This is a genomic window from Pseudoalteromonas ruthenica, assembly GCF_008808095.1.
GTDB lineage: Bacteria > Pseudomonadota > Gammaproteobacteria > Enterobacterales > Alteromonadaceae > Pseudoalteromonas > Pseudoalteromonas ruthenica.
Window position 1 is genome coordinate 1,572,739 of sequence record NZ_CP023396.1, and the last position, 19,510, is coordinate 1,592,248.

A 19,510-nucleotide genomic window follows, 5' to 3' on the forward strand; every position below is an offset into this window, starting at 1 on the left:
TGCCACTCTACGAGTCTGTACAAAAAGCTGTCTTAAAAATAAGGTCGGCTAAGAATCTTGGATTAACTGATGTCGGCGAGTAAGAGCGCAGCGATAAACGCAACAATGCTTGTCATATCTAGCGCAAAACGTTGATGACTGATAAGAGAAAGATGGTGCGGTGTATGTTAGAGAGTTTGAGTCTGCGACTGTATGAGCTGTACCCAAACCAAGATGTTTATTTCTGAATTAATTAGAAGTGGTCGGCGATGCAAGATTTGAACCTGCGACTGCAGGCGGTTATACCCAAACCAAGATGTGTATTTCTGAATTTATTAGAAATGGTCGGCGATGCAGGATTTGCACCTGCGACTGCATGAGGTTATACCCAAACCAAGATGCGTATTTCTGAATTTATTAGAAGTGCTCGGCGATGCAGGATTTGAACCTGCGACTGCATGTGTTCATACCCAAACCAAGACGTGTATTTCTGAATTTATTTAGAAGTGGTCGGCGATGCAGGGTTTGAACCTGCGACTGCATGTGTTCATACCCAAACCAAGATGTATATTTCTGAATTAATTAGAAGTGGTCGGCGATGCAGGATTTGAACCTGCGACTGCATGTGTTCATACCCAAACCAAGATGTATATTTCTGAATTTATTAGAAGTGGTCGGCGATGCAGGATTTGAACCTGCGACCCCTTGGACCCAAACCAAGTGCGCTACCAAACTGCGCTAATCGCCGATACTGAGATGTGTTCTAAATATGAAAATGGTCGGCGATGCAGGATTTGAACCTGCGACCCCTTGGACCCAAACCAAGTGCGCTACCAAACTGCGCTAATCGCCGATAAACATATTGTATAAAAATGGGGCGACTGATGGGACTTGAACCCACGACAACCGGAATCACAATCCAGGGCTCTACCAACTGAGCTACAGCCGCCACTATAATGGCGCACCCGGAAGGATTCGAACCTTCGACCGACGGCTTAGAAGGCCGTTGCTCTATCCGACTGAGCTACGGGCGCGGTGCAACGAATACTTCTTCGTGCGAACCAAGTGACACTTTCTAAGAAAGTGGTCGGCGATGCAGGATTTGAACCTGCGACCCCTTGGACCCAAACCAAGTGCGCTACCAAACTGCGCTAATCGCCGATACTTGATGCATCATTGAGGACTCTTTACTGACCCCTCGCTGACAACGGGGTGCATAATAGTGATTTGCCCTGACAAGGTCAAACATTTTTTTGCCTTGAACTGCGCGTTTGCTCATTTTTAGGACATAGTGCTGTTGTTTTAGCAATTTTGGTTGATTTTTTATCACCTTAGACCATAAAAGCATGCTAAGCATCCCCCTTTACCTTGGCGGCAAGACGCTTTTCTGCGAAAATATCCGCCAGTTGGTGACGGGAGACCCCAAAATGCCCTCACTGATAATAAAAGTATTTCGTTCACATGTGTTGCTCATGCATTAAAGCAAAAAGCACACTAACCCCAAGGTATAGGTTACCCATGACGGCAAACATCATTGATGGTAAAGCAATTGCGAAGCAAGTGCGTTCGCAAGTGGCTACACGTGTTGCTGCTAGGAAAGAGCAAGGTCTTCGTGCTCCTGGTTTAGCGGTGGTACTAGTTGGGCAAGACCCAGCTAGCCAAGTTTATGTAGGTTCTAAGCGCAAAGCATGCGACGAAGTCGGCTTTGTTTCCAAATCTTACGATCTCCCAGGTGATACCACCGAAGCGCAATTGTTGGCGCTGGTTGACGAGCTCAATGCCGACAAAGAAGTTGATGGTATTTTAGTACAACTTCCTCTACCTGAAGGCCTGAACGCAGAGAAAGTACTAGAGCGCATCACCCCTCATAAAGATGTCGATGGCTTTCACCCTTATAACATTGGCCGCTTAGCACAACGTATGCCGGCATTGCGCCCATGTACACCAAAGGGGATCATTACCTTATTAGATTCCACTGGGGTCCGTTATAAAGGCATGCATGCCGTGGTCGTTGGCGCGTCGAATATTGTTGGCCGCCCCATGTCATTGGAGCTGCTGCTCGCTGGCTGTACCACTACCGTTTGTCACAAGTTCACCCAGGACCTTGAGCAACACGTTCGTCGTGCCGATTTACTTGTTGTGGCAGTAGGCAAACCTGAGTTTATTCCTGGTGAATGGGTGAAAGACGGCGCTTTAGTGATTGATGTTGGCATCAACCGTCTTGATAACGGCTCTTTGGTTGGCGATATTGCCTATGAGGCTGCGAGTCAACGTGCCAGTTACATCACGCCCGTGCCCGGCGGTGTTGGCCCAATGACGGTGGCGAGCCTAATAGAAAATACCCTTGAGGCCTGTGAGAACTATCACAGCGACTGACAGCCAGTGTCAATATGAAATAAAAGCCAGCTTAATGCTGGCTTTTTTGTGCTTATTTCCCTTGCCTTGGTTGGGCTGCCACCACCGGTCTGAGCCGCTGTTTTGCTAAGTTAACACCCTGTGGCAGTACCGAGAACATGATCATCAACGCCATCAAGGCATATTGCCAACCTTGGTAATGTTCAGCGAGCAAAATTACCGCTGTTACTATGCCTGCTATTGGGTTGGCAATGGTGCCAAAGGTAAATTCCACCACCGTCATACGCCCTAAGAGCCAAACGTACAAGGTGTAAGCAAGTGCTGTATTAGGAACAATAAGCCAGAACAAAGCGATCCATTGCTTTGCCGTCATAGGCTCACTAAGCGGTATATACGCATCGGGTGTAAATATGCTGGCTTGCACTGCGGCGGCTATCAGCAGCGCAGTGCCGCCAATAATTAACTGCCAGGTGAGCACGGTCCACCAATGAATATGCATACTCACGGTTTGCACTAGCGAACTACCAATGACAATACACAACAACGCCCCAGCTAAAGCAGCAAGCCCTAGGAGGCTCAATTCGACATGCTGAGGGTCAAACAATAACCAAGCGATGGTAACAATGGCCACAGCACATAGCGATTGCACGGCACTTGGGCGCTGACCTTTAATAACCCAAGTATAAATCATCGCCACCACTGGCACCGAGACCATGCCTACACCGGCAATGGCTGCTGGCAAATTCACCGCCATAACAAAAATAAAAGCAAAAAACAGAGCAATATTGACCAAAGCGAGCACTGTTAGCCCCCGCCATTGTCGACCTTTAGGGAGCGACGGCTTTATCAACCAAAGCAGTATCCCTGCAGGCAAGGCGCGTAAAGCACCGAGAAGAATTGGCGGCCAATCTGGGGTGGCGTACTTAGTGACCGCATAAGTGGTGCCCCATAAAAATGCGGGGATCATTGCCAGTAGAATATTCATCAACGCTCCATAGTTACATTCAGCGCGAACAGGGTAAAACCTCAACTAAGATTGAGGTCAATGGAAAAATCACCACTTAAAGGCAACGTTCAAAAAACAAAGAACTGAGTGTGCAGCCAACCATGGTGAGAGAAAAAGAGTGACGTAAAAACGAAAACGCCGCGCCTAAGCGCGGCGTTTAATTAACATAAACGCTTAGGCCTTACGCCATGTTGTTTTACCAGCGGAGTCCTCGAGTACCACTCCCATGGCCGTAAGCGCATCACGAGCGGCGTCTGCCTCAGCCCAATCTTTATCAGCACGAGCCTGATTACGTGTGGCGATCAACGCTTCAATTTTTTGCGTTTCATCATCGTCTTGCTCACCTTGTAAAAAGGCAGCAGGGTCTTGCTGGGCAATACCTAACACTTCAGCCAGCTTAATTAAGATATAGGCATGCTCACCTGCACCTTGCTCATCTTGCCCTTTTAGGCGATTTACTTCCTTCGCCAACTCGAACAGTACGGGCAAGGCTTCAGGGGTATTGAAGTCGTCATTCATGGCTTGCTCAAAACGCGCTACCAACGGATGACCGTTCAGTTCAACAGCTACAGGCTGAACATCACGTAGAGCGGTATATAAGCGCTCCAACGATGAGCGCGCCTGCTCGAGATTCTCTTGCGAGTAGTTCAACTGACTCCGGTAGTGGCCGTTTATAAGGAAATAGCGTACGGTTTCGCGGTCGTAGGCTTTGAGTACTTCGCGTACGGTAAAGAAGTTCCCTAATGACTTAGACATTTTTTCTTTGTTGACCTGAACCATGCCAGTATGGATCCAAGTTTTAACGTAGCGACCATTATTGGCGCAGCATGACTGAGCGATTTCATTCTCATGGTGTGGAAACTGCAAATCAGAGCCACCGCCGTGAATATCAAAATACTCACCTAGGTGTTTTGAGCTCATAGCTGAGCATTCAATATGCCACCCTGGACGCCCCTCACCCCAAGGGGAAGACCAACTAGGCTCACCGGCTTTGGCCTTTTTCCACAACACAAAATCTAAGGGGTCGTCTTTACCTGCTGCGACATCAACGCGCGCGCCCGCTTGTAACATCTCTAAGTCTTGCTGCGACAGCTTGCCGTACTCTTTAAAGGTGGATACATCAAATAAGACATCGCCACTATCGGCAACATAGGCATGCTCTTTGTCGATAAGCCGCTCGATCATCGCAATAATGTCATCCATGTGCCCGGTAACGGTAGGCTCTATGTCGGCATCAAGAATATTTAAGGCACGAAAGTCTTCGTGCATCGCGGCGGTCATCCGCTCTGTTAAGGCGTTAATAGGCTCATTGTTGTCATTAGCACGGGTAATGATTTTATCATCAACATCGGTGATATTACGCACATAAGTGACATCGTAACCGAGATAGCGTAGGTAACGATTCATCACATCGAAGGAAACATAGGTGCGCGCATGACCAACATGGCAATAGTCATAGATAGTGATGCCACACACATACATGTCTACTTTATTCTCGTTAAGTGGAGTAAAGCGTTCTTTTTGACGTGAAAGTGTGTTGTATATCTGCAACATTGCAATATGATCCTATCGTTATATTAATGGCGCTATCTTACCACTGCCCCGACTATCTCGCCACACGCAAGACCTCTGAAAATAACAAAAATAAAGCCTTTAGGGCAGTGTCATTGCTTGGTGCATTGTCTGATCCGCTACCCTACTATAAAATAGGCCCCTAATTATTAAATCAGAGACTCATCATGGTTGTACTAGATACCAACTTTGGCACGATTAAAATCGCGCTGTTTGCTGACAAAGCCCCTGTAACGGTTGAAAACTTTTTGAACTACGCCAAATCCGGATTTTATGACGGCACTATTTTCCACCGTGTCATCGACGGTTTTATGGTTCAAGGCGGCGGTTTTGCTCCGGGCATGGAACAGAAAAAAGTGCAGTCACCGATCAAAAACGAAGCCAATAACGGGTTGAGCAACAAAAAAGGCACGCTGGCCATGGCTCGCACCCCAGATCCACACTCAGCGACGGCACAATTCTTCATTAATGTGAATGACAATGACTTCCTTAACTTCAGCAGTGAAACTTCACAAGGCTGGGGCTATTGCGTGTTTGCCGAAGTCGTTGAAGGCATGGATGTAGTGGAAAAAATTAAAGACGTTGCAACTGGCAGCGCCGGCTTCCACCAAGACGTCCCCCTAGAAGATGTAATCATCAACAAAGTCATTGTTGAATAACTTATAGGCGCGCCTTGCGCGCCACTTTACTATCTGGACGCCTATGTCACGCACCTTGTTTATTGCCGACCTCCACCTCAGTAGCAACCAACCAGAGATCACAGATGCTTTTTTCGACTTCCTTGATAAAGAAATAGATCAGCAAGTAGATGCCTTATACATATTAGGGGATTTCTTCGAGGTTTGGGTGGGCGACGATGCCAGTGACGCATTCAGTGATGATATTGCCGCTCGGCTTAAACAACTCGCAGACCAAGGTATTGCCATTTACTTTACCCATGGCAATCGCGACTTTCTACTTGGTCAACGTTATGCGCAAAAAGCAGGCATGACACTGCTTGCAGAGCAAACGGTGATAGACCTTTACGGAACACAGGTGTTGCTATTGCATGGCGATGAAATGTGCACACAAGATCTTGAATATCAGCGTTTTCGGCGCAAAAGCCGAGGTTGGTGGTGGCCGCGACTAATACTCGCGATGCCGCTTTGGTATCGCCGTCGTGTGGCGAAAAAGGCCCGTGCAAAAAGCAAACAAAGCCAACAGCACAAGGCCATCGAAATTCTTGATGTGGAGCGCTCAGCAGTACTTGATACCTTTTCGAAACATCAAGTAAGGATCATGATCCACGGCCACACTCACCGCCCAGCAGTGCATCAATATGATCAAGAGCAAACCCGTATCGTCCTCGGTGATTGGTACGAGCAAAGCTCTTTTCTAGTGGTTGATAAACAGCATATGCGGCTGCACTATGGCGACCATGCTGACACGCTTACACAGTGGCAACACGCTGACTAACTCGCGCTCGCTGAGTTTCAAACTATACTTGCTCTAATGAACGATTGCCCAATGTTGCGATAGGAGCAAAGTATGGTCTTGCGTGCACTTTTAAGCGCACTCGTGTTTATACTCAGTCAGCACACACATGCATTGGAGCGATTAGAGCTCGCCACAGAACCTTTCCCACCTTATTTTTCCAACACTTTGTATCAACATGGCTGGATGGCCCATTTAGTCAGTGAAGCTTTCCGAAGCCAAAATATAGTTGTGCGTATTCATTTTACGCAGTGGTCTCGGGCCTTACGAGGGACAAAGAAAGGGAAATATTCGGCCGTATTAGGCGCATATAAAACCACGGCGCGGCAGCAAGACTTTGTCTTTAGCGCCGCACTGGCAAAAGCCCATAGTGGACTTTTCCGCCATGCAAAAAGCAATCGTGATTTTACTGGCGACTTAGCGTTAGTCGCACAAGACCCGATTGCCGTTGGTCGCGACTATGGTGAGGAGCAATTGCTCATAAACTATGGCGGCATCGACTACGTTGAGTTGCCCAATCTGAGCAAAGCCTTGCAATTACTCGAACGCCGTCGAATTAGCTGGGTGCTCGGTCCGCAAGAAGTGGGTGAACATATTATTCGTGAATTAGCACTCTCTGAGCACTTGATGTTTGATTCACCGGCGTTGAGCGAAAACACCTTACATTTAGCCTTCGCCCGTCAGCATCCCCTTAGCCATTATCATCTAAAGGCGTTTCGCAGCGGCATGCAAAGTCTACTCAAACAAGGTCGGGTGGCGGATATATTAGCACAGCACCCCTTGCCGCCACCGCAGCAACAAGCAGTACTAAGTTTACTTAAACAGCACTATCTTGATACTGGCGCACCAGAGTGAAATTTAAAATCTGGGTCTGGAGATGAAATAAGTTCCGCCTCTACTTCACCAAAAAAAGCGATGCGGGCACTGATATCTTCACCTGCTATTTGCTCGCCAAGGCTCAAGTAATCTTGATAATGGCGCGCTTCTGAGCGCAATAAGGAGATGTAGAATTCTCCCAATTGCTTATCAACATGGGGGGCCAACATAGCAAAGCGTTCACATGAGCGTGCTTCGATATAAGCGCCGCAAATCAATTTATCGATCAGCGCCTGCGGCTCGTAGGTGCGTACATGTCGCAACAAGCCCTTGGCGTAGCGGCTGGAGGTAATTTTATCGTATTCAATGCCACAAGCTTGCATAATCTCTAACACTTGATAAAAGTGGTGCAATTCTTCTTTGATGAGTAACACCATTTTATCGATCAGCTCTTGGCCATAAGGGGTGTCTGACTTGGGCATCATCGATTTGTTTAAGCGGTTATAGTCAGCTAGCTCTCGCCAATCCCCCACCTGGCGGTAGGTAAAATCCTCGTATGGTTTGAGCCAAGCCAACAGCGCTTCTGCACTTTGCTCATCCACCGCATAACGACGAATTAAGTACATGGCGCTTTGTGCCGCTTTCAACTCACAAATAAGGTGATCGGTCAAAATTACCGTTAAGTTCTCTGGCCTTTTAGCTTGCTGCAGCCATGCATCCGGTGTCTGACATTGTAAAAATGCGTTGATCGGTTCTAAGAGTTGTTGGTACTTCGCTAACATAGAATTGTAATACTAACCGCTAATGCCGACCATTTTACCATACTGATTTTACCATGGGGCTTTCTTGACAAATTCTTTGCTCTGAACGATACCTTAATTAAGGCTGGTGAAAAATAATACAGCCATAACAACCAGTTTATTTAAGGGGCACACCTATGATTTTGAACCATCTTTGGGGCTTATACGCCCACCCAGTGGAAGAGTGGCAAACGATTGATAATCGCCACGAAAGTTTACTCTACAGTTTATCGCATATTCTCCTCATCGCCTGTATTCCCAGTGCAATGGGCTACTACTCCGGCGTACACTTAGGCTGGCATGTCGGCACGGGCGATGCCGTATTTCTTACTCACAACAGCGCTATGCTGATAGCTGTGGCTATGTATGTTGCTCTGATTGTCGGGGTTTTTGCACTTGCATACCTGGCCCACTGGATGGCAAAAACCTTTGGCGCCGAGCCAACTTTTACGCAGACCTTAGAGCTTGCGGCATATACCTCTACTCCCGTGTTTATGGCCGCGTTTGCAGCCTTCTACCCTACTTTATGGTTTATCGTGTCTGTGGGCATTGTCGCGGTTGGCTACTCGGTGTATTTACTCTACACAGGTGTTCCTATCTTGATGCATATTCCCCATGAACGGGGCTTTATCTACGCCAGCTCTGTAGTGACATGTGGTTTGGTGTTACTCGTTATTATTCTTGCCGCTACCGCAATTTTGTGGACTAACGGGATTGTCTCGCCGGTCTTCAGTTAGCAGTGTGGGAGCAATAAAAAAGGAGCCTTTGGCTCCTTTTTTATTGCTCTTTAACCACAGTTAGTCATCTTGCGAATCGCTATCTTGGTTGTGTAATTCCAAGCTCGATGACATGGCTTGCTCTCGTACTGATTTGGCGGCATCGTTACGCAACTCATCAATGCGATTTAGGTAGTCCTGATTGATGTCGCCAGTGACATAATTGCCATCAAAAACAGAGGTCTCAAAACGACTAATTTCTGGATTTTCCTGAGCCACTGCAGCCACCAAGTCGTCCAACGATTGATAAATCAAACCATCTGCGCCGATGCTCGCATTGATATCTTCTACTTCACGTCCATGGGCAATTAGCTCTGCCGCTGAGGGCATATCGATACCATAGACGTTAGGGAAGCGCACCTCGGGTGCTGCTGAAGCAAAATAAACGTTCTTAGCGCCGGCTTCTCGGGCCATCTCTACAATTTGCGCAGAGGTGGTGCCACGGACAATAGAGTCATCAACCAGCAATACATTTTTACCTTTGAACTCACGATCTATCGCGTTAAGTTTGCGGCGCACTGACTTTTTACGCAGCTCTTGCCCAGGCATGATGAAAGTCCGGCCGATATAGTGGTTTTTAACAAAGCCTTGGCGATAAGGTAAATCCAATACCGAAGCAATTTCTAGGGCGATATCACAGGATGTTTCAGGGATGGGGATCACCACATCAATGTCTTTGTCTGACCATTCACGGTTAATTTTTTCGCCTAGTTTGGTGCCCATATTAACGCGAGTAGCGTACACCGACATATTGTCGATGGTGGAATCCGGTCGCGCAAAATAAACGAACTCAAACAAACAAGGGTTTTGTACCGACTTATCTGCACACAGTTGCGAATACAGTTGTCCATCCTCGGTTACGTAAATGGCCTCACCTGGTGCCACATCACGAATCACCTCAAAGCCGTCAGTATCCAGTGCCACGCTCTCTGAAGAGAACATGTACTCGGTGCCTTTTTCGGTTTCACGTTTTCCGAAAATTAGCGGACGAATGCCATGGGGGTCACGAAAAGCAACGATGCCATGACCGATAATCATCGCCATGGTGGCATACCCACCCACTACTTTTGAGTTAACCTCAGAAACCGCAGCGAAGATATCTTCTGGTGCCAAGTGCAGCTTGTCAGATTTGCTGAATTCATGCGCAAGAATATTCAAGAGAATTTCTGAATCTGAGGTGGTGTTAACGTGACGACGCGCTTCGGTAAATAGCTGTTCTTTTAGCTGCTCGGCATTAGTCAGGTTGCCGTTGTGCGCCATGGCGATGCCAAAAGGCGAGTTAACATAAAAGGGCTGTGCCTCTGCAGAGCTTGACGTACCTGCGGTAGGGTAACGTACATGGCCAATACCAATATTTCCCTGCAGACGTTTCATGTGTCTAGTATGGAACACATCCTTAACTAGACCATTGGCTTTACGCAGACTAAAGGTATTATTGTCTATGGTAATAATACCGGCCGCGTCTTGGCCTCGGTGTTGCAAAACAGTCAAGCCGTCATACAGCGCCTGATTGACGGGCGATGTTCCGACTATACCAACGATACCACACATTAAAATTTCCTCGCCGATTAACGGTTAGCTGAATTTAAAAAGCTTGAATTGTGTTCGAGATAGTCAAAAAACCACTCTATCACAAAGCCAAATTCAGGGATTAGTCGAGATGCGCTCCACCAGTCGGTGTTTGGGGCTCCGGTAAAGGCATCCAGGAAGAAGAGTATGGCGCTCACGACTAACACGCCACGTAAAGCACCAAACACGATTCCAAATACGCGATCGGTGCCCGACAACCCAGTGCGCTGCACTAGTTCGCCTAAAATATAGTTTAGCAATCCGCCTAAAAGCAACGTAGAGAAAAATAATATGGCTATCGCTGCTGCATTTCTTAAAAGGGGTTCTGAAATGTTGGTAAGGTAGGAGGCTAAATAGGGGTAAAATAAACTGGAGACAAAAAACGCGGCGGCCCATACGGCTAACGACATTGACTCTTTAACAAAGCCACGCACTAAACCAATTATGGTGGACAGTGCAATAATGCCGGCAATGGCGTAATCAACCCAGATCATAATAACCACTAGTCGTTTATTTGGGGCGCATTCTAACGGAGCGAGGCACTAAATACCAGATCATTTTGTCACTTGGAATTGAGTGATACGCCCTTTTAAGTTAGTGAGCTTTTGCAACTGGGGGAGTTGCTTTTCCAAGGTTGCCTTATCCAATTCAGGCCCCACTAACACTTTCGTCAATTCGCCATTTGGGGTCTTCACCGGGCGGGTAAATACATTAAAACCGGCATCTTTAAGCTTTTTGCTCAAGGCATCCACGCTACCTTGGCGAGAGAAGGCCCCTAACTGCACCACGTAGGCCATTTCTTTTAACGCACTCTGTTGTGGGCGGGTCAATGGCTCATCTTTGGCTAAGGTGTTAACCGTGACCGTATCATTGCGCTCGGTAACCTGCTGCGCACTTTGTTCATCAGCCCCGCTTTGAGTATCACCACGCTGTTGCAACTTATCGTCATCGGCTGCCAGTTCTTCGCTTTTGGCATCATCAGGCAGTGGTGCGCTATCGGCTTTTTCCGATAACGCTTCTTGCAGATCAATAGACTTAAACTCAGGGCGCTCTGGGATGGCTTTAAACCCTTCTTTGTAGCGCACTTTATCGCCATCAAGGATATTGGGAATAAAAACGACCGCAGCGACGACGACAATAATGGTTCCCACTAAGCGGTTTATAAACCCTGAGTTCACTGTTACGCCCTCTCGTTATCAAAAAAGGTGATTGCTTGTGCTACAGTGTAAAACGATCCGAATATAATCAAAAGGCTTTGCGCACAAAGTTGTGGTAAAACAGCGCGCATTGCGTCACTGACCTGCTCATATGTTCCTTCAACCTTGACAGACTGTGTCACTTTGGCTGTTAATTGCTGTGCACTCAACCCGCGCGGATTATCTAATCCAGCTACGTGCCAATGAGTAACCACCGGTGCCATCGCTGTAATCACGTCGGCATGCTCTTTATCACCCAGCATGCCGATAATGGCATGTATTGTCTTACCCTGTGCCTGAAGGCTCTGTAAACGTGTGGCTAAATAACGGGCTGATTCTCGGTTATGGGCCACATCAGTATAGACCAAAGGCTCCTTACTCAGTTGTTGAAAGCGCCCTTTCACCTGAAGTTGTTTCAAACAATCAGCTATGTCTGTTACCGCCGGCAATAAATCCAGTTTTGCTAACACACTCAATGCGGTAGCGGCATTTTGCGCCGGAATAGCGGGTTTAGCAAAGGTCAGCGACAGCTTGCCCATCTGCCAATTGAAGGTTGCTTCATCTTCGGTAAAAATAAAGTCGCGCTTAGACAGACACAAATCGGCATTAATTTGCTCGCCATAATCCACCACAGTGTGGGGGATATCTAAGTCACCCACCACTGCGGGTACATTGCTACGAAAAACCCCCGCCTTATCATAACCGACCAGTTCACGGGTATCACCGAGGTACTCTTTATGATCGAGATCGACGGTAGTGATCACGCTCGCGACTGGATTAACTATATTGGTGGCGTCGTAACGCCCCCCAAGCCCTACTTCCAAGAGCACATAATCCACCGCTTCGCGTTTAAAAATTGCCAGCGCTGCCAAGGTGCCATATTCAAAATAGGTAAGTGGCACATCGCCTCGTCCTTGCTCGAGACTGTTAAAGGCATCAACATGGTATTGATCGTCAAGCTCGGCACCATTGATGCGGACCCGCTCGTTATAGCGAATAAGATGGGGAGAGGCATAGGTGCCCACGGAATACCCTTGGCTCAGTAATAGCTTTTCCAGGCATTGTGCGGTGGTGCCTTTACCATTGGTGCCGGCAATTAAAATTACTTTGCTAGGGGTATGAACAAGGCCCATCTTATCGGCAACGTTCTGCACGCGCTCAAGGCCCATTTCGATGTTAGCAGGATGGATTTGCTCTAAATAACAAAGCCAATCATCAAGGCTTGACGATTGGCTCGGTATGGAATCTGACATAGGTTGTAAGTTTCTAGGTTACCGAGAAATTTACGCTACTCTATGCTCTTGTTCGGTAGAAGGCAAGTTCATTAGCTTAGCCAATAAACGCGCCACAGTGTCGCGCATTTCGCGGCGATCAACGATCATGTCGATAGCACCATGCTCTAATAAGAACTCACTGCGCTGAAAGCCCTCTGGGAGAGTTTCACGTACTGTTTGCTCAATAACTCGTGGGCCGGCAAATCCAATCAGTGCTTTGGGCTCAGCAATATTCACATCACCTAGCATAGCTAAAGAAGCCGATACCCCCCCCATTGTTGGGTCAGTCAGTACGGAAATAAAAGGCAGCCCTTTTTCACTCATTTTTGCTAACGCGGCACTGGTTTTAGCCATTTGCATCAACGACATCAATGCTTCTTGCATGCGTGCACCGCCTGATGCAGAAAAGCACACCAACGGCATATTATGCTCTAAGCACACATTGACGGCTTCAACGAAGCGGGCGCCAACAACAGAGCCCATTGAGCCACCCATGTAGGCAAACTCAAACGATACCGCCGCAACAGGAATGCCTTTAAGCTGCCCTTTCATAGCAACTAAGGCGTCTTTCTCGCCACTGCTTTTGTTCGCGGCGCTGATGCGGTCTGAATATTTTTTTGAGTCTTTAAACTTCAGTACATCTTTTGGCTCATGCTGCTCACCGAGCTCGGCGCGCCCAGCGTCATCGAGAAATAGCTCTAAACGTTTACGGGCGCTGATACGCATGTGGTGATCACATTTCGGGCATACGTTCATGGCTTTTTCTAATTCTGCTTTGTACAGAATCGAATCGCACGACGTACACTTAGCCCACACCCCTTCTGGAATTTCTTTCTTGCCAGAAGATTTTGTGGTTTTTGGTAAGATTTTTTCTAACCAGCTCATTGGCAACTCTCTTAATGCTTGTCAGGACCGGGGCGGATTGAGCACCCCAAAATTAGCCGATAAATTAGCACAATTAAAACATGAAATTAGTTGCTTAGATATAAAAAACTGGTCGGCGTAGTCCATTTACACCCACCATTCACCCCTTTTTATTAGCTCTGTGGTGGCTCGTTATCGGGTAAAAAAAGCGGTCCCAGTGGCGTGCTGGGAATTTGCCACTGCTCCGGATAGTCTACGTCCACCAAATATAAACCATTAGGCTTAGCGGTTGCACTGGCTTGGGTGCGGTCTTTAATAGCCAATAAATGCTGCATCCATTGCGGCTCTTGCTCACCAACCCCAATGTCCATCAAGCACCCGGTAATATTGCGCACCATATGGTGCAAAAAGGCATTGGCCTTAATATCAACAACAATGTAATCGCCGACGCGCTCAACAAATAAATGGTGGATATTACGAAACGGCGTGTTGGACTGGCAATGCACCGCCCGAAACGAGGTGAAATCTTGCTCGCCGAGCATGTAAGCACAAGCGGCTTGCATGCGTGTTTCATCCAGCGGGTGATGATAATGAGTCACCCCTGAGCGCAGGATGCCTGGGCGATAGGGGTGATTATAAATCACATAACGATAACGTCGCGCGGTGGCACTAAAACGAGCATGAAAATCATCGGCGGTTGGCATTGCATAGCGCACTGCGATGTCATCAGGCAACTGCGAGTTCATACCTAAGGTAAAAGCGCCCATATCACGCTCAGCATGGGTATCAAAGTGCACAACTTGGCCGGTGGCATGAACGCCGGCGTCGGTACGCCCTGCACAAGTAATATCCACAGGGTGATTACAAATACGGGACAACGCAGTTTCAATTTCCGATTGGATACTGCTGACATGAGATTGACGCTGCCAGCCACTGTAGCGGGCACCATTGTATTCGATTCCTAAAGCGACGCGCATTGATACTCTTAGCTCAATAAAATTTTCGGCATTTTAAACGCTCTGCGGGCAAATAGCTAATGCTGAGGGTAATGAGGCTCCCGAAGGAAGTAAGCTTGCCCATAGACAAGCAGTTAATACAAAAAATGCGCAGACACTTTGCCTGCGCATTTATCATCTTGCGGCTGAGCTTAGCACGCTAGCGTTTCAGACGTTCTTGCAAGGCTTGCGCCTCTTTATGAAGCGACTGCGGGCCATTATCAAGCACGTCTTGTAGCGCCTCGAGGGCTGAATCAACATCATCAATTTCGATATAAGCCCTCGCTAAATCCAATTTAGCGCTAAAACCGCCGTCTTCACTATCAACATCGGTCTTTTGCGAGTCGTCGAGCATGTCATCAAACTCACCCAAGCCCACATCCATATCGACTTCATCATAGGGTTCGTTATCAGGCTCTGAGTCATCACTCTGCTCGAGCAGGTCATCAATATCAAGATAGTCCGGCTCTGCTGCGCCACTGTCGTCTTCGTTCGCGTCTGCGACCGCGTCTGCACCCGCGTCTGCGACCGCGTCATCATCCGCGTCAAAGTCACTATCGGCGAGCAAACTCTGCAGATCAAGGTCGTTATCTTGCGGTTCACCGATCACATCTTCATCTGGCTCAGCAAGTTCGTTGAGCAGAGCATTAAAATCGGTCTGCGTTAAGTCAGCAAGGAAATCCTCATCGAGCTGACTGTCGTCGAGTTGTTCGTCACCATCGATATCGTCATCTAGAGAGTCATCCATCAGTGCGCTTAACTCATCGTCAAGGTCACCATCCAAATCACTAGAGAGATCGAGCTCTTCACCTCCCTCTTGAGCCATCGCTTCGCTGAGTTGCTGCTCAGCTTCGCTACTAAATGGCTCGTCGAGTTCAAGCTCGGGATAGTCATCTAGCTGCTGGCTAGGATGTTCAACATCCCCCATTTGGGGCTCTTGAGAGCTAACAGGCTCAACGTCCGATGCATCTTCGTCTTCAAGTAGCGGATCGTCGCCTAAGTCAAGTTCGAGATCAGGCTCATCAAAATCAGCAAAGTCTGCTTCAAGTAGCTCTTGGTCGGCACTTTCGTCAATTAAATCTTCATCACTTGCATCCGGTTGCGCTTGATCTTCTATTTCAAGCTCTGGTGCATCAGCAAGTAAGTCATCACCATCGAGGTCATCATCCTCTTCTAATACAAGTTCTGGCTCCGGTTCAACGTCACCCTCTTCATCAGGAGCCTGCTCATCTTCAGGAAGGTCATCGCCGTCTAATTCGTCATCTTCTTCCTGCGCAAGCTCTAGCTCCGGCTCAACGTCATCCTCTTCATCAAGAGTCTGCTCATCGCGAGGTGCATCATCAAGGAGATCGTCCCCATCTAAGTCGTCATCTTCTTCCAGTGCGAGCTCTAGCTCCGGCTCAACGTCATCCTCTTCATCAAGAGTCTGCTCATCGCCAAGAGCATCATCAAGGAGATCGTCACCATCTAAGTCGTCACCTTCTTGCAGCGCAAGCTCTGGCTCCGGCTCAGCGTCATGCTCTTCATCAGGAGTCTGCTCATCGCCAGCGGCTTCACCAAGAAGATCGCCGCCGTCTAAGTCGTCATCTTCTTCCAGCGCAAGTTCTGGCTCCGGTTCAACGTCCCCCTCTTCATCCGCCGCTTGCTCGTCGCTAGGGGCATCTTCAAGGAGATCGTCGCCGTCTAAGTCGTCATCTTCTTCCAGCGCAAGCTCTGGGTCCGGTTCAACGTCACCCTCTTCATCTGCCGCTTGCTCGTCGCCAGGAGCATCATCAAGGAGAGCGTCGCCGTCAAAGTCATCACCTTCTTCCAGCGCAAGCTCTGGCTCCGGCTCAACGTCACCCTCTTCATCTGCCGCTTGCTCGTCGCCAGGAGCATCATCAAGGAGATCGTCGTCGTCTAAGTCCTCATCTTGTTCCAGCGCGAGCTCTGGCTCCGGTTCAATGTCCCCCTCCTCATCAATAGTCTGCTCATCGCCAGAGACATCTTCGAGGAGTTCGTCGCCGTCTAAGTCGTCATCTTCTTCCAATGCGAGTTCTAGTTCCGACTCAACGTCACCCTCATCACCTGCCGCTTGCTCATCGCTAGGGGCGTCATCAAGGAGATCGTCACCATCTAATTCGTCATCTTCTTCCAATGCGAGTTCTGGCTCCGGTTCAACGTCACCCTCTTCATCAGCTGCTTGCTCATCGCCAGGAGCATCATCAAGGAGATCGTCGCCGTCTAAGTCGTCATCCTCTTCCAATGCGAGCTCTGGCTCCAGCTCAACGTCACCCTCTTCATCAGGAGTCTGCTCATCGCCAGAGACATCTTCAAGGAGATCGTCACCATCTAACTCGTCATCTTCTTCCAGCGCGAGTTCTGATTCCGGCTCAACGTCGCTTTCATCGGCATCTGCTGTTGGTTCTTCTACCGCTTCATCGAGCAGGCTATCAACATCAAGGTCCTCTTCTTCAGCGCCTTGCTCGTCTGCGGCGTTTTCATCCATCAGTTCATCGATATCAACATCGCTCTCATCGGCATCGGCCGCTGACTCTTCTGCCGGTTCATCAAGCAGACTATCAACATCAAGGTCATCTTCTTCAGCGCCTTGCTCGTCTGCGGCGTTTTCATCAATCAGCTCATCGATATCAACGTCGCTTTCATCGGCATCTGCTGCTGGCGCTTCTGCCGCTTCATCGAGCAGGCTATCAACATCAAGGTCATCTTCTTCAGCGGTTTGCTCATCTGCGGCGTTTTCATCCATCAGCTCATCGATATCAACGTCGCTCTCATCGGCATCGACCGCTGACTCTTCTGCCGCTTCATCAAGCAGACTATCAACATCAAGATCGTCTTCCTCAGCGCCTTGCTCGTCTGCGGCGTTTTCATCAATCAGCTCATCGATGTCGACGTCGCTTTCATCGGCATCGGCCGCTGGCGCTTCTGCCGCTTCATCGAGTAGGCTATCAACATCAAGGTCATCTTCTTCAGCGCTTTGCTCGTCTGCGGCGTTTTCATCAATTAGCTCATCGATGTCGACATCGCTTTCATCGGCATCTGCTGCTGGCGCTTCTGCCGCTTCATCGAGTAGGCTATCAACATCAAGGTCATCTTCTTCAGCGCCTTGTTCGTTTGCGCTGTTTTCATCAATTAGCTCATCGATATCGACATCGCTTTCATCGGCATCTGCTGCTGGCGCTTCTGCCGCTTCATCGAGCAGACTATCAACATCAAGGTCATCTTCTTCAGCGCTTTGCTCGTCTGCGGCGTTTTCCTCTAGTAAGTCATCGACATCGAAATCGTCATCCGCCGGCTCGGACTGTGTTTCATCAACAAGCTCATCAATATCAAAGGTGTCATCCCCTAACTCGGCATCTGTCTGCTCGAGCTGATCGTCAGCCAACTCCTCAGACAATGCGGCCATCGCCTCATCGCTATCATCGCTCGCTTCTTCACCGTTAGCGTTTGCCTGTGACTCGTCTTCGCTATCGTCGGTGGCAAATAAGTCGTCAATATCTTCATCGCTAAGAATATCGCTATCTGGTTCATTTTCTTCTGGCACATCAACACTGATGTCATCACCGGGGGCATCAAAATTTTGCTGTAATACCGCTTCTTCTTGGCTAACTTCAGCATCAGACTCATCGTCAAATACCACGTCATCATCAAGTAAGCCGTCTAACTCGTCTTGGTCTAACAGTGAGTCGATATCGTCAGCCCCATCACCGCCTTCATCTAAAATATCGTCGCTTTGATCAAGGAAGTCGTCATCGTCTAACTGAATGCCCGGCTCATCTAACGCATCATCGGGGTCATCGAGCGGTAAATCATCAAGGCTGTCGTCTAAACTGTCGTCATCCGCACCTAAATCTAGGTCATCGATACCGGCCTCAGGTTGAGTTTGCATTTGCGGCGTCGGTGTTTGTGGTAGGAATTCATCGTCGTCGCTTGGCTCAGGCTCTTTTGCTGACTGGCGTTTCTTTAAAATGAAAATAATTAACCCGAGCACAGCTAATGCTGGAATAGTCATCATCAAAACTAATTTCAGCCACGTTGGGATGCCTTCGAGCGCACTTTGTTCTTGCTGCGCTTGCTGTAACTTCTGCTGCGCCATGGCCTCACGTTCAGCCAGTATTTGTTGCAGCTGGCGCTGCAACTCTGCGTCCTTTTCGTCAAGCTGATCTTTGACTGTGGCAAGCTGTTCGCTGATCTTCTCAAGTTGCGATTTCAGCTGACGATTCTCAGTCAATATCGCCTCTACATCGGTCACAGACGACTTGAACTGCTCTTGTAGCTCCACCAACCGCTCGCCTTGTAAACGCTTAAGCTGCTCTAATTCGCTTTTCAGTTCCGTTTTGGCTTTTTCGACATCTTCTTGACGCGCCGATGTGGTTTTTTTCGCGACCAGATCGATTTCATTGCTATTGAGCGTGCCGTTTTTAATTTTTTCCCACAAACGGTCATCTTGCTCAGACTTTTGTCGTGCCTGAGCCGGGTCAATAGTACGAATTTCATTTAACGAGGGAATACGCAAATATGCGCCATCACGCATGTGGTTAAGGTTTTTGTCTAAAAATGAGTCGGGGTTTTTCTCGTAAAGGGCAACCATTACTTGATACATGGTCACTGAGTTGTCGGGACGCACCTTGGCAGCGATTCGCCACAAGGTGTCAGTTGGCTTAATGGGTCCGATAGAGCGGCCTTGAGCACCATAGTCGACCCCTTTAGGACCACGAATTTCAGTGCTTTGCGCACTCGTGCCAGCCGCTACTAGGGTCGCGACAACAAAAACCAGTGTAACTAAACCGCGCATGCTTTTCCTTTACTCATTTTTTTGTGCTTTATGGAAGGTT

At 48.3% G+C, this 19,510-nt stretch carries 15 protein-coding genes and 5 tRNA genes; 5 read left to right on the forward strand and 15 right to left on the reverse strand.

The features are described from left to right. Positions 1-650: 650 nt before the first annotated feature. The 5 genes from PRUTH_RS07440 to PRUTH_RS07460 all read right to left on the reverse strand — a co-directional run bounded on the left by PRUTH_RS07440 (position 651) and on the right by PRUTH_RS07460 (position 1,140). Positions 651-727, reverse strand: a tRNA-Pro gene (locus PRUTH_RS07440). 28 nt (positions 728-755) lie between these two features. Next, positions 756-832, reverse strand: a tRNA-Pro gene (locus tag PRUTH_RS07445). 20 nt (positions 833-852) lie between these two features. Further along, positions 853-928, reverse strand: a tRNA-His gene (locus PRUTH_RS07450). Positions 929-936: 8 nt separating this feature from the next. Beyond that, positions 937-1,013: transfer RNA gene (locus tag PRUTH_RS07455), tRNA-Arg, on the reverse strand. A 50-nt stretch (positions 1,014-1,063) separates the two neighbouring features. Next, positions 1,064-1,140, reverse strand: a tRNA-Pro gene (locus tag PRUTH_RS07460). Positions 1,141-1,497: 357 nt separating this feature from the next. On the opposite strand from PRUTH_RS07460, the gene folD reads away from it, so the two are divergent. Further along, entirely contained in the window at positions 1,498-2,355 is an 858-nt protein-coding gene (folD, locus tag PRUTH_RS07465) for a bifunctional methylenetetrahydrofolate dehydrogenase/methenyltetrahydrofolate cyclohydrolase FolD (RefSeq protein WP_022945640.1), read from the forward strand. Between the two features lie 52 nt (positions 2,356-2,407). Here the strand turns inward: folD and PRUTH_RS07470 are convergent, their stop codons facing one another. Continuing rightward, positions 2,408-3,319, reverse strand: a complete 912-nt coding sequence (locus PRUTH_RS07470; RefSeq protein WP_151172958.1) for a DMT family transporter — start codon at positions 3,317-3,319, stop codon at positions 2,408-2,410. A gap of 195 nt (positions 3,320-3,514) precedes the next feature. Continuing rightward, a complete protein-coding gene (gene cysS, locus PRUTH_RS07475; RefSeq protein ID WP_151172959.1) occupies positions 3,515-4,894 on the reverse strand; it encodes a cysteine--tRNA ligase in 1,380 nt (459 codons plus the stop codon). A 185-nt stretch (positions 4,895-5,079) separates the two neighbouring features. On the opposite strand from cysS, the gene PRUTH_RS07480 reads away from it, so the two are divergent. The 3 genes from PRUTH_RS07480 (at position 5,080) to PRUTH_RS07490 (ending at position 7,240) form a co-directional block, all read left to right on the forward strand. Then, the gene (locus PRUTH_RS07480) at positions 5,080-5,571 is read left to right on the forward strand and encodes a peptidylprolyl isomerase (protein WP_151172960.1); all 492 of its coding nucleotides are present in this window, start codon (positions 5,080-5,082) and stop codon (positions 5,569-5,571) included. 43 nt (positions 5,572-5,614) lie between these two features. Beyond that, complete coding sequence (lpxH, locus tag PRUTH_RS07485; RefSeq protein ID WP_151172961.1) at positions 5,615-6,367, forward strand: UDP-2,3-diacylglucosamine diphosphatase; 753 nt, start codon at positions 5,615-5,617, stop codon at positions 6,365-6,367. Between the two features lie 72 nt (positions 6,368-6,439). Further along, complete coding sequence (locus tag PRUTH_RS07490) at positions 6,440-7,240, forward strand: substrate-binding periplasmic protein (RefSeq protein WP_151172962.1); 801 nt, start codon at positions 6,440-6,442, stop codon at positions 7,238-7,240. Here PRUTH_RS07490 and miaE read toward each other — a convergent pair. Continuing rightward, a complete protein-coding gene (gene miaE / locus PRUTH_RS07495) occupies positions 7,213-7,983 on the reverse strand; it encodes a tRNA isopentenyl-2-thiomethyl-A-37 hydroxylase MiaE (RefSeq protein WP_151172963.1) in 771 nt (256 codons plus the stop codon). The genes PRUTH_RS07490 and miaE overlap by 28 nt on opposite strands. Before the next feature lie 155 nt (positions 7,984-8,138). On the opposite strand from miaE, the gene PRUTH_RS07500 reads away from it, so the two are divergent. Continuing rightward, positions 8,139-8,738: a Yip1 family protein gene (locus PRUTH_RS07500; RefSeq protein WP_022945647.1), complete on the forward strand. Its 600-nt coding sequence runs from the start codon at positions 8,139-8,141 to the stop codon at positions 8,736-8,738. Between the two features lie 60 nt (positions 8,739-8,798). On the opposite strand, the gene purF is transcribed toward PRUTH_RS07500, so the two are convergent. From purF to PRUTH_RS07535, 7 genes are all read right to left on the reverse strand, one after another. Next, positions 8,799-10,328: an amidophosphoribosyltransferase gene (gene purF, locus PRUTH_RS07505; protein ID WP_151172964.1), complete on the reverse strand. Its 1,530-nt coding sequence runs from the start codon at positions 10,326-10,328 to the stop codon at positions 8,799-8,801. Between the two features lie 17 nt (positions 10,329-10,345). Continuing rightward, positions 10,346-10,840 (reverse strand): CvpA family protein, encoded by a 495-nt coding sequence (locus PRUTH_RS07510; protein WP_022945649.1) that lies wholly within the window; start codon positions 10,838-10,840, stop codon positions 10,346-10,348. 60 nt (positions 10,841-10,900) lie between these two features. Beyond that, a complete protein-coding gene (locus PRUTH_RS07515) occupies positions 10,901-11,524 on the reverse strand; it encodes an SPOR domain-containing protein (RefSeq protein WP_022945650.1) in 624 nt (207 codons plus the stop codon). A gap of 2 nt (positions 11,525-11,526) precedes the next feature. Then, a complete protein-coding gene (folC, locus tag PRUTH_RS07520) occupies positions 11,527-12,795 on the reverse strand; it encodes a bifunctional tetrahydrofolate synthase/dihydrofolate synthase (protein ID WP_151172965.1) in 1,269 nt (422 codons plus the stop codon). 30 nt (positions 12,796-12,825) lie between these two features. After that, positions 12,826-13,701 (reverse strand): acetyl-CoA carboxylase, carboxyltransferase subunit beta, encoded by an 876-nt coding sequence (accD, locus tag PRUTH_RS07525; RefSeq protein ID WP_022945652.1) that lies wholly within the window; start codon positions 13,699-13,701, stop codon positions 12,826-12,828. A gap of 152 nt (positions 13,702-13,853) precedes the next feature. Next, positions 13,854-14,657, reverse strand: a complete 804-nt coding sequence (gene truA / locus PRUTH_RS07530) for a tRNA pseudouridine(38-40) synthase TruA (RefSeq protein ID WP_151172966.1) — start codon at positions 14,655-14,657, stop codon at positions 13,854-13,856. A gap of 178 nt (positions 14,658-14,835) precedes the next feature. Further along, positions 14,836-19,470: a FimV/HubP family polar landmark protein gene (locus PRUTH_RS07535; RefSeq protein WP_151172967.1), complete on the reverse strand. Its 4,635-nt coding sequence runs from the start codon at positions 19,468-19,470 to the stop codon at positions 14,836-14,838. Positions 19,471-19,510 lie beyond the last annotated feature (40 nt).

Bases quoted from the DNA above. Each gene is read 5' to 3' on its own strand.
- folD (WP_022945640.1), top strand. From the start codon at position 1,498: ATGACGGCAAACATCATTGATGGTAAAGCAATTGCGAAGCAAGTGCGT.
- PRUTH_RS07470 (WP_151172958.1), bottom strand. From the start codon at position 3,319: ATGAATATTCTACTGGCAATGATCCCCGCATTTTTATGGGGCACCACT.
- cysS (WP_151172959.1), bottom strand. From the start codon at position 4,894: ATGTTGCAGATATACAACACACTTTCACGTCAAAAAGAACGCTTTACT.
- PRUTH_RS07480 (WP_151172960.1), top strand. From the start codon at position 5,080: ATGGTTGTACTAGATACCAACTTTGGCACGATTAAAATCGCGCTGTTT.
- lpxH (WP_151172961.1), top strand. From the start codon at position 5,615: ATGTCACGCACCTTGTTTATTGCCGACCTCCACCTCAGTAGCAACCAA.
- PRUTH_RS07490 (WP_151172962.1), top strand. From the start codon at position 6,440: ATGGTCTTGCGTGCACTTTTAAGCGCACTCGTGTTTATACTCAGTCAG.
- miaE (WP_151172963.1), bottom strand. From the start codon at position 7,983: ATGTTAGCGAAGTACCAACAACTCTTAGAACCGATCAACGCATTTTTA.
- PRUTH_RS07500 (WP_022945647.1), top strand. From the start codon at position 8,139: ATGATTTTGAACCATCTTTGGGGCTTATACGCCCACCCAGTGGAAGAG.
- purF (WP_151172964.1), bottom strand. From the start codon at position 10,328: ATGTGTGGTATCGTTGGTATAGTCGGAACATCGCCCGTCAATCAGGCG.
- PRUTH_RS07510 (WP_022945649.1), bottom strand. From the start codon at position 10,840: ATGATCTGGGTTGATTACGCCATTGCCGGCATTATTGCACTGTCCACC.
- folC (WP_151172965.1), bottom strand. From the start codon at position 12,795: ATGTCAGATTCCATACCGAGCCAATCGTCAAGCCTTGATGATTGGCTT.
- accD (WP_022945652.1), bottom strand. From the start codon at position 13,701: ATGAGCTGGTTAGAAAAAATCTTACCAAAAACCACAAAATCTTCTGGC.
- truA (WP_151172966.1), bottom strand. From the start codon at position 14,657: ATGCGCGTCGCTTTAGGAATCGAATACAATGGTGCCCGCTACAGTGGC.
- PRUTH_RS07535 (WP_151172967.1), bottom strand. From the start codon at position 19,470: ATGCGCGGTTTAGTTACACTGGTTTTTGTTGTCGCGACCCTAGTAGCG.